The sequence below is a fragment of the Thalassomonas sp. RHCl1 genome (assembly GCF_947387555.1).
Lineage (GTDB): Bacteria > Pseudomonadota > Gammaproteobacteria > Enterobacterales > Alteromonadaceae > Thalassomonas.
Window position 1 is genome coordinate 489252 of the sequence record NZ_CANDNZ010000003.1, and the last position, 14530, is coordinate 503781.

At 38.2% G+C, this 14530-nt stretch carries 13 protein-coding genes and 1 pseudogene; 5 read left to right on the plus strand and 9 right to left on the minus strand.

The genetic code is table 11. From position 1 onward, the window contains the following. Positions 1 to 22: 22 nt before the first annotated feature. From QL234_RS12495 to QL234_RS12515, 5 genes and pseudogenes are all read left to right on the plus strand, one after another. Positions 23 to 625, plus strand: a complete 603-nt coding sequence (locus QL234_RS12495; RefSeq protein ID WP_281558172.1) for a hypothetical protein — start codon at positions 23 to 25, stop codon at positions 623 to 625. 34 nt (positions 626 to 659) lie between these two features. Next, positions 660 to 998 (plus strand): thioredoxin family protein, encoded by a 339-nt coding sequence (locus tag QL234_RS12500; protein WP_281558173.1) that lies wholly within the window; start codon positions 660 to 662, stop codon positions 996 to 998. A 517-nt stretch (positions 999 to 1515) separates the two neighbouring features. Further along, positions 1516 to 1959, plus strand: coding sequence for a hypothetical protein (locus QL234_RS12505; protein ID WP_281558174.1), 444 nt, complete (start codon positions 1516 to 1518; stop codon positions 1957 to 1959). A gap of 10 nt (positions 1960 to 1969) precedes the next feature. Next, positions 1970 to 4759, plus strand: coding sequence for a hypothetical protein (locus QL234_RS12510; RefSeq protein ID WP_281558175.1), 2790 nt, complete (start codon positions 1970 to 1972; stop codon positions 4757 to 4759). Between the two features lie 191 nt (positions 4760 to 4950). Further along, positions 4951 to 5145, plus strand: a pseudogene (locus QL234_RS12515) (IS256 family transposase); the annotation flags it as partial. Between the two features lie 34 nt (positions 5146 to 5179). Here QL234_RS12515 and QL234_RS12520 read toward each other — a convergent pair. From QL234_RS12520 to QL234_RS12560, 9 genes are read right to left on the minus strand one after another with little or no spacing between them, the layout of a single operon-like run. Then, a complete protein-coding gene (locus QL234_RS12520) occupies positions 5180 to 6334 on the minus strand; it encodes a DegT/DnrJ/EryC1/StrS family aminotransferase (RefSeq protein WP_281558176.1) in 1155 nt (384 codons plus the stop codon). 20 nt (positions 6335 to 6354) lie between these two features. Next, entirely contained in the window at positions 6355 to 7050 is a 696-nt protein-coding gene (locus QL234_RS12525; RefSeq protein WP_281558177.1) for a formyltransferase family protein, read from the minus strand. A gap of 26 nt (positions 7051 to 7076) precedes the next feature. Next, positions 7077 to 8066 carry a Gfo/Idh/MocA family oxidoreductase gene (locus QL234_RS12530; protein WP_281558178.1) on the minus strand — a complete coding sequence of 330 codons (990 nt, stop codon included), beginning with the start codon at positions 8064 to 8066 and terminating at the stop codon, positions 7077 to 7079. Next, the gene (locus tag QL234_RS12535) at positions 8063 to 8524 is read right to left on the minus strand and encodes a hypothetical protein (RefSeq protein ID WP_281558179.1); all 462 of its coding nucleotides are present in this window, start codon (positions 8522 to 8524) and stop codon (positions 8063 to 8065) included. Before QL234_RS12535 ends, QL234_RS12530 begins: the two co-directional genes overlap by 4 nt. 7 nt (positions 8525 to 8531) lie before the next feature. Next, entirely contained in the window at positions 8532 to 9107 is a 576-nt protein-coding gene (locus QL234_RS12540; RefSeq protein WP_281558180.1) for a hypothetical protein, read from the minus strand. Continuing rightward, entirely contained in the window at positions 9104 to 11764 is a 2661-nt protein-coding gene (locus tag QL234_RS12545) for an SUMF1/EgtB/PvdO family nonheme iron enzyme (RefSeq protein WP_281558181.1), read from the minus strand. Before QL234_RS12545 ends, QL234_RS12540 begins: the two co-directional genes overlap by 4 nt. Further along, positions 11751 to 12872: a UDP-N-acetylglucosamine 2-epimerase gene (locus QL234_RS12550; RefSeq protein WP_281558182.1), complete on the minus strand. Its 1122-nt coding sequence runs from the start codon at positions 12870 to 12872 to the stop codon at positions 11751 to 11753. Before QL234_RS12550 ends, QL234_RS12545 begins: the two co-directional genes overlap by 14 nt. Further along, entirely contained in the window at positions 12838 to 13824 is a 987-nt protein-coding gene (locus QL234_RS12555) for an aldo/keto reductase (protein WP_281558183.1), read from the minus strand. The genes QL234_RS12550 and QL234_RS12555 overlap by 35 nt, the downstream gene beginning before the upstream one ends. Positions 13825 to 13850: 26 nt before the next feature. Further along, entirely contained in the window at positions 13851 to 14513 is a 663-nt protein-coding gene (locus QL234_RS12560; RefSeq protein WP_281558184.1) for a hypothetical protein, read from the minus strand. Positions 14514 to 14530 lie beyond the last annotated feature (17 nt).

The window sequence follows — 14530 nt, forward strand, 5'->3', positions numbered from 1 at the left end:
TATAGGCGCCTAGGTATATATCATGGCATGGAATACTTTTTACTTTGGAAAGGAAAATCCGTCGTTAAAAAGACGATTGATGGTTCATGGCATGATACTCACCATGGCAGGCGCCCCTTTCGCCATTTGGGTTGATTTTGCCCCAACTAAAGAAACTTTTATTAGCGCCAGCATAGTGGCGTTACTGCCAGTAATGTTCACCCTCGCCAGAATGTGCTTCAATATTGAGAAATTGATGAAACATTACCAGGTTGTGCACCAGAGCCGCATCAACAAGATACTTGGCTTCGCCTCCATCCCGGTGATTGTTTTTATTTTTTGCTGGTTGTCTTTTGTCTACAGTTTTCCCGCCGTATATACCATATTCTTCGGCTCAGGCTATAGTATCTCTGCTAAGTTTGAAAAAGTTGATTCAAGTAGCAGACGATCATGTAATTATAAAATCAAGGGAGAGCTGTTAACTGACTTGCTGCCCTCTTTTATTTGTATCGACCAGGCGCAATATGAAAGTTCGAGTAACCACTTTACACTTATAGGCAAGCAATCTTTGCTTGGCATTGTCTATCGCGAAGTGCAACAAAAAGCTAATCAAGCTGCAAAGGCAGATATAACAACTCTGCAGTAAGTATCTTAATCACTTATTATCGGAAATAAATAACATGAAAATCGATCACCCGGGCTTTAATCCAGATTATGCAGAAGACGCACCTAGCTTTGAACAAATAAGTGAGTTAGTCGGCGACACTATTCTTGAATTTGGCGCCCCCTGGTGCGAACACTGCCAAGCAGCAACTCCTGCAGTACAGCAAGTGCTGACGGAATACCCGGAATTCTCTCATATCAAAATCTATGACGGCAAAGGTAAACCCTTGGGGCGTGCATTCAAGGTAAAGCTTTGGCCTACTTTGATCTTGTTGCATCATGGTAAGGAAGTGGCGCGTCTGGTACGGCCCTTATCTGTTGAAGAGGTTCGTCAATTAGTGTCCAAAATCAAATAAAAAGACTGGCCACAAACGGTTAAAATAAAACCGGATTTTTGTCCGTTAGTTTCAGTTTTAGTCTGGATATTTTTCCTGTTTATTAGACGATATAGGAACAGAATTATTCTTTAGCAGCATAATTGTCTTTGCCGGAAAGTATTTCCCTTATTGCTCATACCTCTGATGGCGCTCGCGACAAAAACCTTCATCAAGCGCCGTTCTTATTTAATACAATAACCAATATTATTGATTCGCCGTTAATGCATATTCGCATGGATGCTGCTCATCGTTCTCATTCAAACTGCTCACCTTGTTCCTGAGCCACTTTTCCTTTTTTGGACTTTCTGACGTAAATAAAACGAACAATTTTCAAACAAAGCAAGGTGCTTATTTATTCTATTAATTTCATATATATAAGATAAATTAAAAGCCAAAAACCTCTCATAAAGCCAATTTATTATTAAAGAGGCGTATAACTTTTAAACAATTTCTGTCACTCAAATAATAGGCACTTTTAACTTTAAGGAGAATTACAGTGGCAGTACAAAACATTCAGTGGTTATCTGAGTACGATCCGACATTACAGTTTGATGATTCAGGATCGAGTTGTTTTAATCACGATGATTTGTTTGATGTTTTTTTACATCTGGATGATTCAACTTTAATTGGTGTTATTCCCATCATCGAATATGATGGGAATGCCACCACCTTCCAACAAGCACTCGCATGGAATTTTCAGCATGCGCCATTCAATACCAGTCTTGCATTTGACGCTGAATCTGGCTGGATTTCATTTAAATTGTTTTTTGACAATGGACAATTATCTAATGAAAACAAAGTCAATACCCTGGTCAATTACATTGATGCCGCAAGGCAGATCCACCAGTTACTTCACAGCAATGATTTTCTTTTTGAATCTAGCGCTGCAACAGAAGAACCCGCTTCATTTCAATCAGCTGATTTAATGCTATCAGTATAGGAGAATCATTATGCAAACTTACCCGTTACCATCACCCAGTTTACTTGCTACTGACAGCATTGATGTATCTGAAGTAGAGTCGAGCAACAGCAACCCAATTCAAGGCCAACATATACGCTTGCCTGACTCCACGGAATCATCAAGCGTATCTAGATCGTCTCAAATTCAGCGCAACACCAGCATTCCTTCATCAACAGGTAAATTATTGGCACGAATCGAGGGCAATATAAAAACGCTACAAGCCATGCGCGATGCCGCAGTGGAAGTAATGAAGGACCCCAAAGCCAAACTAAAGGGCAATGAGCAACAAAGAATAGATAAACTAAGCCGTCAACTCGATCGCATTGTTGATTTACATGCTAAGTTTTCCAAAGCAGCCCAAAGCCAACACAAAAGCAGTTCAGACCCAACGCTGTCCAGACTTGCCAGCAGTGCTATTTCAATGACCGGCACAGGCATAATATCGCTAAATTCTGCCGTCAATAATGAAGTACGTCAGTTCGTCTCCACATTTGGCACCAGACATATGGACCAAATGTTGGAGCATATTGATGACAGCAAAGTCATCACCCGAATTGAAGCTGCCCAATCAGAAGCGCTGAAAATAGGCTGGAGTCGTATGCGCTTTGACCATTACTTACCGCATTTAAGAAGTATCCAGAATGAGCACAATGGTGACCTGGATGAATCTATTCAAATGTCACAGACCAATCAGAGTTTCCTTGATAATTATGCTCAGAGCACATTGGAGCAAAGTGAGCCACATTGGCAAAATCAACTGGCCAGTACAGTACTCAATACGCTAAGTAGTGGTTTGTCTTTGGTCAACATCCATATGGAGCAAAATCTAAGCCCCCGTGAGCAATTTGCCCAAATAGACACCCATCTCAAAGGTATAGTTAACGCAAAACTCAATGAAACAGGTGATGAACTTGAAATATTAACCAACCCGGGATCCGCCCGCAGTCATTCACTGACCGAGTTGGCACTGCTGGTGCAAACGAAATTAAATGAACTTAAAGACAACCCTAAGGCTGAGTTTGCTTTTAAGTTATTACTGTCCGGGAGTGAGGATAATCCGTATATCAAAGTCAGCAAGAGTGAATCTAATAGCAGCTATAGTGTTACGCTTACAGAAAAAGCCGAACAAGAAGTTTCTGGCATCACAGAAAAACGTAAACAGCTTGAGCAGCAGATCCACAGTCAAATGGAGGATACCTTTAGCCAACGGGATCCATTCCTGAACAAACTGCAAAACCACCGTTTGTTAAGTGCATTAAAACATGAAATGGGTGATTATGCCGATACCGGTGATTGGGACAGCTTCCGCCATTACGCTGAAAAAGCAGGCGTGACAAGCGAGTTTATGGCGCAAAAATTTGGCGAATACCTCAGTATTGCCGGTGATTATGCCTATGATTCCAGCCCGGAATCGATCCAATATTTTTTAACGGCCTCAAAAGAGTCAGCGCAGCAAATCAGCGCGCAATTTAAAGGCTTAGCGGGCACCATGGTCAAAAATACCACCCAGGCAGTGGTGGGCAAAGGCATTGAATTAGGGGTCTCCCTGCTGACCCTGGATATCAGCCGATTAGTTGGCCAGCAAAACATGGATGCGCTTGCCCAACTTGCCACCAACACAGGACAAAATATCAATGCCTTAGGGTACGGGCTTGCGCAATACGCACAATCAACCGGACAACGGATAGATGATGCCTGCCCGGAATTTGTACAAGCCATCACCCATACCACCGCAAGCACGATATCAGACATCAGCCAACAGGTGGTTGACAGCGATCCGGTACAAATTACCAAGCTGGCATTGGAAGAAGTATTGGACACCAGTAAATCCATCGCCAGTAAAGCACTCATGGTACGTAATGTTGCCGTTGGCCTAAACAACTTAAGCGGCGGCAGGCTGCCGACCTGGATGGGCAATATTGCCGGTTCTTTAAGTGGCGTTACCGGCCAGTTTGTCGCGAATAAAGTGGTTGATGTCATGCAACAAGGCTATGAGGCTGTTACCAGCGTGTCAGTCAAAGATGAACTAAGAGACGTTGGCAGCCATACCCTGGATACCATGGAGCATTATCTTGCCAACCCGCAACGTTTCAGTGAAGCACAGCAAGAAGCACAAGAGACCTGGGGAGATTTGTTCGACATCAGCGTGCGTCAAGGCCGAACCACTGCAGCGCGGGTAAAGCCGGGTCTGGTTGACAGATCACCGCAAGCCATAATCGACAACCTCAATAAAAAGCTGGAGCAATTTAGAGAGCAAGGCAATAACGCCGGCATCATGGCCCTTTACCGTGCCTGTGACAACTTAGATTTCGTCGACATAGACGGCACCTGGTTTGGTAAAGGCAAGATCAAGCATAGCGCGAATAGCCATATCAGTGAAAGTATCTCGTTGGATCAACTGGTTGAACATTCAACACCGATGCAAAAGCTCAAAGAATCAAGCCGGGTACTGGCGCGCGAGCATGACTTGCTCAGTATAAAACACTTTGCCAGCCGCCAGCTTAATGAACTGGCCGCACAAAAGATCAAAAATCTGGAGTTGGATCAGATCAACCCCTTTGTTAGTTCAAACCATGCCGAACTAACCGCGCTGAAAGCTGAAAAACTGCAATATTGTCAAATGGCAATCGCCTCTACTGACAGTAAAAAGGAGATGCTGTCAATTTTAGAAGCATCCGCACAGGATATTGAGCAAATGGCAGAAGCACTAAAGCAGAAACCAGGTAAGACACCGGTACAAATCAGGGATATTGCGATTAAAATCAGTAGGTTGGATTAAAATAAACAGCTAAAAAAGCACCAAGAATCGACCTGACCGATTGTACGGTTAGGTCACTAATATGGATTAGTTCAGACCAAATCTGACAACTTTCCTTGAAAAAGAGAGGGTTACCAATTTTAATTAAAGGTGGCGAAATCGAAAAGTCAAAACTGAAGAGGTAACCCTCATGCTTCATACTAATGATCGTATCGTTAAACACAAGGTTGGTCCGAAAAGCGATAAAAAAACGAAAGCTGTTCCCCAATGATGACTCAGCCAAAAAGGTTATCTACCTTGCAATAAAAAATGCTTCGAAGAAATGGACAATGCCGGTTAGGGACTGGCGGGCAGCAATGAGTCGTTTTATGATTGAATTTGAAGAGCGACTCACTGACCATGTTTAACAACGGGCAGTTGCACAGAATTTGTGACAGGGTCCTACCTATAATCAAAAAAACTTAGAATACCCTCAATAATAAAAGCAACGTCCTTGTCTGTTAGATATGAATGGCAAGGTAAACTCAACACCTCTTTAGATAGTTGAACTGAATTTTTTAGGCCTGATGGGCTTATTGGAAAGTCACAATATGCTTTTTGCTCATGAATACATTTAGGATAATAAACTACAGATGGAATACCCAATTTTAATAAATGTCCTTGCAACTTTTTTCTAACCGAGCTATCCCCGACTTTTATTGTATATTGCCCCCAGCTGCTAATACAGGTTTCGTCTAACACAGGAACTTGTACTACAGCTGATAATCTTGCATTATAGGCCATCGCTATTTTTTGTCTTTTTATATTTTCATATGGGAATACACTTAATTTCTCCAATAAGATAGCTGCTTGGATAGTATCAAGTCGCGAATTAAAACCTACGAATTCACTATGGTATTTAACAGTAATAGTGCCATGCGCCCTTAAACTCCTACATAAACTAGCCAAATGTTCATCATTTGTAAAAATGGCTCCACCGTCACCATAAGCGCCTAAAGGTTTGGATGGAAAAAAGGAAGTTGTTGTTAGGCTAGTATAATAGTTAGTACTTTTACCTTTATATAGTGAGCCAAAACTCTGCGCTGAATCCCCTAATATCCACAATCCTAATTGCTCAGATAATTTAGATATTTTTTCATAATTAGCGGGCATTCCAAACAAATCTACAACTAAAACACCTACCGGATTAAGCTTTTGTTTTTCAATAACTTTATACGTTTCTATTAGACTATCTGGGCAAATATTAAAAGTATCCCTACACACATCAACAAAAATGGGGGTTGCGCCAGTTTGAACTATAGCCTCAGCAGAAGCAGAAAACGTAAAGGCGGGACAAAACACGGCATCTCCAACGGTGCAACCAAGTGCTTTTAATGAAATAGTCAAAGCATCCGTTCCATTACCGCATGAGATTACATAATTAGCTCCTGTATACTCTCCTAGTTTAGCTTCCAATTCTTCAACTTCTGGACCCATTATAAACTTGCAGTGAGCATAAACCTTCTCTATTCGTTTCTTGATCTTCTCAGCCAGAATATTTTTCTGTTTTGCAACATAAGCAAAATTTATCTCTCTCATATTAGTGGAATTCAACACCCTTACTCCTTGAGTATTATTTAGAAATCATTTTCTATTGAATATTTGTCTTTGTATGTTCTAAATTTTGCCTCTAATAAGGCTTCCATTTCAATTGGCATTCTTTTACTCACAAAGTCACTTTTTTCTTGCACAACTAATTGATTATTTTCTCGTCCTAAAAACAAGTGGAATTGTGACAAAAGCTCTAACTCCATGTGATAGTGTCTTGCTGCAAAGCTTGCCAAAGTATCACGCATATAAACAGGAGTTTTTTCTTGAACAATAATTTTACCTAAATCCACTTCATCTCCAATAAAGTGAATAGTATTTCCGATGGGCAACATGGAATAGATTGCCCATTTAAATGAATCTAGACCTCTAACTAATGGAATTAGACCCGGATGACAATTAATAACTCTATAGCCAGTTTTCTTAATAAACTCGATAGGTAAAATACCAGCACCTAATACTATAAAATAATCAAAAAACTTCGTTTCTAGGCTTGAAATGTCTTGTACTTTGTTCCATTTCTCCCCCAACTCTTGAGCAACCTCAAGGGAGCTTTTTGATTCAAATTGATTTGGCCTATGGTTAAACAATACTTCTCGTGTCTTTCTGGGAACAAATGGTAAGGCATAAAAAGAAATATCTAGCTCTTTATAGTTAGCTAGCTTTCTTGCTACAAATTCAGTTTTATGATGTGGAGCGTCATAGGTTATTAAAGCAATTTTCATAATCCATCAATCTATTTATCAATTGTTCAGGTGGCATCCACAGAATAATGTCTAGCTTTAGAAATCGACTTATCAGCTAGTGCTAACACTTTCACAACACTGAACGCTTCTTCTCCGTTAGATATAGGTTCAACATTATCCTTGATACAATCAATAAAGTGTTTAATTTCAGCATAAAGTGGTTCCTCACGCTTTACCTCAATAAACACTGGGGAGGCCTTATTAAACATAGGAATTCCGTTTTTTTCGACATGATATTTGTGCTCATAAAAAACAAGTTTTTTTTGCCATGAGCTTTCGCAGTCATCAAATACCAACATTCCCTTATCACCAACAATCACTAGGCGCTGTTCTTTAAACGGATTGGCCCATGATACGTGAACGTGAGCACCTAACACTTCTCCAAATCCCAAATTAATAATCGCACTATCTAAATTTTCACCTGATAAAAAACCAACGCCTGTAGCTTCAACAGAAGTTGGAAATTCATTAACTAAATCAAGTATCATAGAAACATCATGTGGAGCAAGAGACCACAACACATTCTCCTCGCTTCGAATTCGACCTAAAGACAATCGATTTGAATAGAGGTACTTCAATTGACCTAAATAATCAGTTGAAATCAAAGCCTTTATTTTTCTATAAATAGGGTGATAGTGCATCAAGTGACCAATCATTAATATTCGCTTCTTCTTATTCGCCAAATTATTCAACTTTTCAGCATCGTTCTCGCAAATAGTCATAGGTTTTTCAACAAATACGTGCTTACCACTATTTATCACTTTGCATGCAAGTTCAAAGTGCGTTGTTGCTGAAGTTGCTATAACTACTCCGTCCACCAAGGGATCTGACAGGACATCTTTGAAATCTTTGACGCAGACATTATATTTATAACTCAAATTTTGAGTAGCTAACTGGTCAGTATCTGTAATGGAGTACAATGAATCTAAACTTTTAAGAACCCGCGCAATATTTTTCCCCCAGCTTCCGCAACCAATTAGAGCAATATTACTCATTTTTTAACTCCCAAATATTCACTCGCTTCTTCCAAATCTGAATGCCCCTTTGTCCAAGCAGTCAAGCAAGAAGCAATATATGCTAATAAAAATACTATTTGGGGTGTCCCCGTTAATAAGAAACTAAGATTGGTGTTTGCTTTTATTGCTGCTACTATACCAACGGTAAAAAGCGTAATTATAATTGCAGCAAATAGCAAAACAGATACAAGTGGATATCTACCTTTCATTTCACTAATGCGCTTTGTCATTAATTTTCTATCCACACTTTTTGGAGCAGAATGTGTAGACATCGTTATAGATTGTTCTAAAAGCGCGTTTACCTTTTCCGTCCACCGTTGAAGTGAGAACATTATATACACCATGACAATGCTACCTGCTGATAATGAAGACCCAATAATAGAAAGTGCAATACTTGCATCCATTTCCAAGTTCAAAAACTCCATAATATTTTCCATGCCTGCCTCACTTTATTACAATACTGCTCAAACGATTATGTGAATCTTGATCTAGTAGCAAAGTGAACATACTGTCATCTGCACCTTCTAACTCTTTAAAAGAGATATCTTGCTTATAGAACCACTCTGCCACTTCGCTTTTTAATGCTTTTGCAATATTCAAACAAACCCCCTGTTTTTGCTTATGGGCAGAACGTAATGCTCGAGCAATTTTCTCTTTTATTTCACTTGTTACGTCATAGTTAGGCATAACTCTCCTATAAGAAATTATTTGTCTTTCAGAGCTTTTGTCTACAATATCTTCTATCCAGATTTCTAAATAACAGTTTCTTTCTGTATCACGAATCTGAATAGTCGACCCCACTGTTTGATGGACTAAAGCCTCATAGACTGATTTTCTTAAATATTCATTACTCAATGATACGGATATCGCTTTGCCAAAAAGATAGGTAGAGTGTATTGATTCAGTATCTGAGAGCAATTTTTCAGGATTATTGGCATACCTGTAGTGAATACTTAAGGTATCTCCATCTTTAGCTTCGACACCATTTCCCTTTTTTACAACGCAAGTAAAGTGATTCATATTTGCTCCTTTTTTATCAACCTGAACCCCTGCCGATCAAATCTTGATAAACTTGAATCATTTCCCCTATACGTGTTTCTTAACATAGTTACTCCATTTAGAAAGCAACACCCTCTCACTACAAACCTCAACGGGTGATTTAAACTTTCATTAGAGTTAGACTTTTTGTAGTCATAAAAGTCAGTAGTATCTAATTCACCAGCATAACTATTGGTCCATTCCCAAATATTACCCAACATATCTTGAGGCCCTTCCCTCCACGGTGATTGAACATGTCCAAAACACCCAACAGGCATGACTCTACCAATTCCAGCGCCGCTCCAATTACAACTTTTATCTTCAAAGTCGTTCCCCCAAGGAAACATAAAGTTATTGGGTCCTCTAGCTGCAACTTCCCATTCATATTCTGATGGTAAATCAACTATTTTGCCGATCTTTTTAGATAACCATTTTGCATAAGCTTTAGCTTCATACCAATTTATGGATGTGACAGGTGCATTTAAAATCGAAGGGCTATTAAGTAACTTTCCAATTCTTTCATCTTTCTCTGTAGGTGATAGTTTGATGTATTCCCAATTATCATCATTTCTATAACCAAATTCATCTTTAACAAATACGACATACTGCATCCATGTTACTGGATATAAAGAAATAGAATAGCTGTCTAATTCACATATAGTAAGTGGGCTTTCTCTTTGAAGCTGGACACAACGATTAGAATCTAGAGCCATAAATTGGTATTCACCTAACCCAATTTCATACTGCCCCTTTGGAATATCAACCCACCGAATATCTGGAAGTCCGCTTTCATCAACTCCAACTCCTACTCTATCATCTCCAAGAATTCCTAGAACTTCAGATAAATTTTGACGCTTTCTATTGTCTAAAGACTTACTGTTAGATAAAGCTATTGCCGATAGCTTTTTATATTCATTAACGAGCCAATAGTCACGCTTTGATACTGTATAACCGGAATCTAGAGCTGTTTTAATAGTCGCCGAGGCTAACCAAATTAGAGGATAGTAAGATGGGTGATTTTGATCAATCAATTCAGCTCTTTCCAATGAGCAACAAGCAAGGTCAATTAAAACCCGATGACCACTTTCACTCATGATAGTTTCAGCATATAAGTCTACTACGGGAATAAAACGACTTGGAAGCTTTTCAAAAGCGTTTAGCATCGACTCATGATTATTTTTTGTTTTAAATTCTTGGACTAGATAATCGGCAGCTAGTAATTCATGAAATATTCTATGGGAAAAATTAGCTGTACAGTCGTCGCTACACATTAATCCAGAGTTAGAAATTAAAAATTTCTTTAACGTTTTAGGGTTTACGTCTATTTCTAAATTATCAAAAGCGACGAGAATATCGCCTATAGAAATGGTATAACAGTCTAACTCGGAGCCTGCATTACTTAATTCACCCAATAAGCTATCAAAACTGAGCTTTTGAATGACAGTTAGAAACTCGCTAAAATTCACTCCTAGCATCTCACTAATATCGTTATAAGACTTACTTTTACTAATCGAATAATCTACTAGCCCTTTGATACCACATCGGATAATTTCGTTTCTCGATGTCACATCCAGCCCACCACAATTGTTTAAGGATTGAGCTATCAGGGCAATAAATAAAGGCCTAGTTCGTAAGTCAGTATCTACAGTGTTTAGAAATTGGTTAATCAATTTATCTGAAGCAAGAGTAACTCCCATATCGACTAATGTCTGCTTAGCTTCATCAAGTAACATTGGAGCTATCTCAACTTCCAAAAGTTCTAGTTTTTCTAATTTTTCTTTTAATTCATGACGAGAAGATATTATTACTTTACAGCCTAGCTGGGTGAGGTTTATTAGAATTCTATTCAGTTCTTCAACGAGAACATTGCTATCAGCTATGCATAGTTCTACAAATATCTCGTCAAAACCATCTAGTACAATATCAGGTTTACGATCTAGCCAACATTTAACAAGAAGCTCATTTTTTTCTTGGTTTTCACTTCCTAAATTTTGATTTATTCCATGTTCAAAGATATCGTTTAAAGATAATTTGCCTTCATTATTGATAATATTAAGAAGTCTTCGTGAAACCATTCTTAACTCAATATAAAGAGGCGGCGCACTAACAAGGTTTTCATCAAACATTTTAGTTTTTTGTAGAGCATAGCTGCGAAGTAAAGTCGTTTTACCGCTACCTACGGGTGCAACAACCAAAAGTGATGAGTCACCTATCATTAGATCTTGAGCCGTTATACTTAGAGCATTTTGCCTCCACCCACTTTCATGCTCAGGCTTTTCAATTACCTCAATGTAATTATTCTTACCCGCTTCATTCTTTCTTAGCCCTGTTGAACCGTATTGTTCAATGATATTATCCAATGCCCCAGAAGCTACTAGACGCTCTATTTCTTCAGATTGGATTGATATTATAGGAAGGTAATTCTGTCGCAATTTGACCCTTTCAGACTTTGGGTCAAAAACAACTCGCCATTCACTGACCTGATTATTACGAGTCCTTAGGTCGACATTTAAATATGTAGGGAACAATAACCTTCCCGCATCTAACTCTTTTATGAAAAAGGACTGGGAGAGCTTGTTTAATAAGATATTTGAAATCGCTAGATTGACAGCTTGCAAAGATTCATTAACTTTCAACATTTTTATTAACCCATAAATTTACAAAGTTCAATATTTCCTCAGCCACATTACCACTTCCAAAATCATCAATGTATCCATCAAACGGTTTCTCAATCTCTGAAATTTTAGATTTAAAGCAGTCCCCCGGATTAACTTTAATGTTATACTTTGCATCAGTTAAAGTTGGCCAAAACGGCGATTCTTGAATCACAATACTTCTAGTACCTACATAAAAACCTTCTCTTTGCAATGCTCCAGAGTCAGTAACACAAAACTTACACTTCCACATTAATTTCAAAAGCTTATGATGTGGAAGTGAAGGAGTCACTGTTACTTTTTCGTGCTTTAAAATGTGTGCGTTTTGAAATTCTTTCCGTTTAGCTACCTTAGGATGTGTAATCAAATGAATAAAAAAATTACTATCTAGTAATTCACCAAGAATACTTAGTATTAAATTACAATTACGAGTGTTTTCGTCGCGATGTATAGATACTAGAACTTTATTTTCCTTTTTATCCAAGTTTTGAGTGGTATAATTCGCCGCGAGATCTTTTACTAAATCTCCTAAATACTCAGAAGTCGCTTCATACCCTTCGTGTACCAATCGGGCATAGTCTTTTTTAGTTGATGCTATGTGGAGTTGACTAATTCTGTCTACGATAACTCTATTTAACTCTTCACTAGTACTAGAATTAGTTCTTAACCCAGCTTCCACGTGTATCAATGGAATAGTTAATCGTCTAGCAGCCAAAGCTGCCGATAACGTCGAATTAGCATCCCCAAATACAATTGCTGCAGAAGGCTCTATTTTTCTTAAGATATTTTCACATTCGACTATCATTCTTGCAAAAACTTCTGTAGAACTCATAGTTTTGTCTCCACAGTTTAATGAATAGTCAAAATGTATTTGATACTCTTCAATGTACTGTTTCGCCAAAACATCGTCATAATGTTGTCCCGTATCTATAAAAATCAAAGACAAATCACTTGACTGAAAATAAGCTTTTTGTAATGAGGCCAATTTCATGTATTGAGATCGAATCCCTGCAAATACAGCTACAGCTCTACGGTTAGCACTCAAAAACGTCGGAGAGCTATTTTCCACTCGCACTGCCACTTCTGACGTCATAGGTATCCAAGCCCATTACTTGTCTAAAGCCAGATTTCTCATTTAATTGCAGATTTTCATTGGCTATTTTATACAGTTCATCAACTTCATTAAGTAATTTACTAGGTAATGGCTCTGACCATTTTGCAATTTTAATTGCGTCTTCAACTTCAGTAGCTCCCATTTGAGCAATACCTACGTATGATTGCGAAAGTGCCCAACGCACAACTATTTCTTCTGTGCTCATTCCATAAGGTTCAACCAAACCTTTCAATTCATTGACTACAAAACTTCTAATTTCTTCAATTGCTGATTTTTCAAATTCAGGCTTTCTATGCCTTAAGTCATTATCAGCTTTCAGTCGAGGCCCTCTAGTAGTCAAAAGCCCTCTTTCTATCACTTGATATGCAACAAACTCGGCCCCTATCTCGTCTAATGTTGTCTGCATTCTCTGAGATACTGATCTGTTAATATAACTAAGTCTATTTTGAACTACTTTTATATCTGCATGTTCAGCGTATTCTATCAATTGCTCATCAGTCACATTAGAAACACCTATTTTTTTAGCACTACCGTTTTCCATAACTTTCTGAAGCGCAGAAGCCGTTTCTCCAAAAGGGGTGTTCAAATCAGGTATATGTGAGATATAGATATCAAGATAATCCAATTTCAGTCTATCTAAACTTTCTTCTAAATCTTTCATCACATCTTCATACTTTCCGGAAACCTTAAAAGAATCTCCATCTCGAACATAACCACAACTTGTTGATACTATAAAAGACTCCCTTGGTTTATCAGCTAAATATTCACCAAGAAAACTTTCAATAGATCCAAAACCATAAGTTGGTGCAACATCAATATATCTACCACCAGCTTCAAAATATGCATCAAGTATTCTCGCTGCCTTATCAAAATCTACCGGTGAAAATGCGCTTGTAAATGGAAAGGTTCCCAATCCAGTCATTTTAGTCATTCAATAATTCCTTCATTCTGTTTACTTTAGAAATAATTTGCTTTCGCAAGTTGAGGTAAAAAATCTATAATTTCTTTTGGATCAAATGTCTTAGAGTTATAAAGCTTACCTTTAGACCACCAAAATGGATGAGTCAGAATTTGAACTGTTTTAAATTCTTTTTCGTCTATTAGAGGGTTCCCCCACCTCCACTTCCCTGTAGAGTCAGAAAAATAGCTCACATCCTTATTTACCAAACCTCTATATATATCACCCGCTCCTTTCAGATTAACCAATTCGGAAACAGGAGTAGTAGGAGAGTGATATGTAACGTAATCTTCTGAAATTATTTGGTATTTATTTTTGAATAGTTTTAACTTATGTTCTCTTGAAGGTGAATCCAACAAATGACAATATAAATGATGCCCAAAACATTTAATAACTTCTAATTTGTTGGCAAGATCTTCACACTTAATAAAAGGAGATTCAAAACAAATAAAATATGAGGCCTTTATTCCTAAGTCACACTCTATTTCGGCTGTAAGTAATGCGGAATCGATATCCAGCTCAACATCGTGTCTTAACCAAAATCCCTCTTCATAATTAGAATATTCCAATAAAGACAAATTTCGATTAAAAGTAGACAGGCAACCAGTAAGTAAGTCTTCATATTCCTCACTAGTCCATTTTGGCATTAAATCAAACAACATTTATGATCCATATAAAT

Coding starts and splice junctions, on each gene's coding strand:
- QL234_RS12495 (WP_281558172.1), top strand. CDS start 23: ATGGCATGGAATACTTTTTACTTTGGAAAGGAAAATCCGTCGTTAAAA.
- QL234_RS12500 (WP_281558173.1), top strand. CDS start 660: ATGAAAATCGATCACCCGGGCTTTAATCCAGATTATGCAGAAGACGCA.
- QL234_RS12510 (WP_281558175.1), top strand. CDS start 1,970: ATGCAAACTTACCCGTTACCATCACCCAGTTTACTTGCTACTGACAGC.
- QL234_RS12525 (WP_281558177.1), bottom strand. CDS start 7,050: ATGAAAATTGCTTTAATAACCTATGACGCTCCACATCATAAAACTGAA.
- QL234_RS12530 (WP_281558178.1), bottom strand. CDS start 8,066: ATGAGTAATATTGCTCTAATTGGTTGCGGAAGCTGGGGGAAAAATATT.
- QL234_RS12535 (WP_281558179.1), bottom strand. CDS start 8,524: ATGGAAAATATTATGGAGTTTTTGAACTTGGAAATGGATGCAAGTATT.
- QL234_RS12540 (WP_281558180.1), bottom strand. CDS start 9,107: ATGAATCACTTTACTTGCGTTGTAAAAAAGGGAAATGGTGTCGAAGCT.
- QL234_RS12545 (WP_281558181.1), bottom strand. CDS start 11,764: ATGTTGAAAGTTAATGAATCTTTGCAAGCTGTCAATCTAGCGATTTCA.
- QL234_RS12550 (WP_281558182.1), bottom strand. CDS start 12,872: ATGACGTCAGAAGTGGCAGTGCGAGTGGAAAATAGCTCTCCGACGTTT.
- QL234_RS12555 (WP_281558183.1), bottom strand. CDS start 13,824: ATGACTAAAATGACTGGATTGGGAACCTTTCCATTTACAAGCGCATTT.
- QL234_RS12560 (WP_281558184.1), bottom strand. CDS start 14,513: ATGTTGTTTGATTTAATGCCAAAATGGACTAGTGAGGAATATGAAGAC.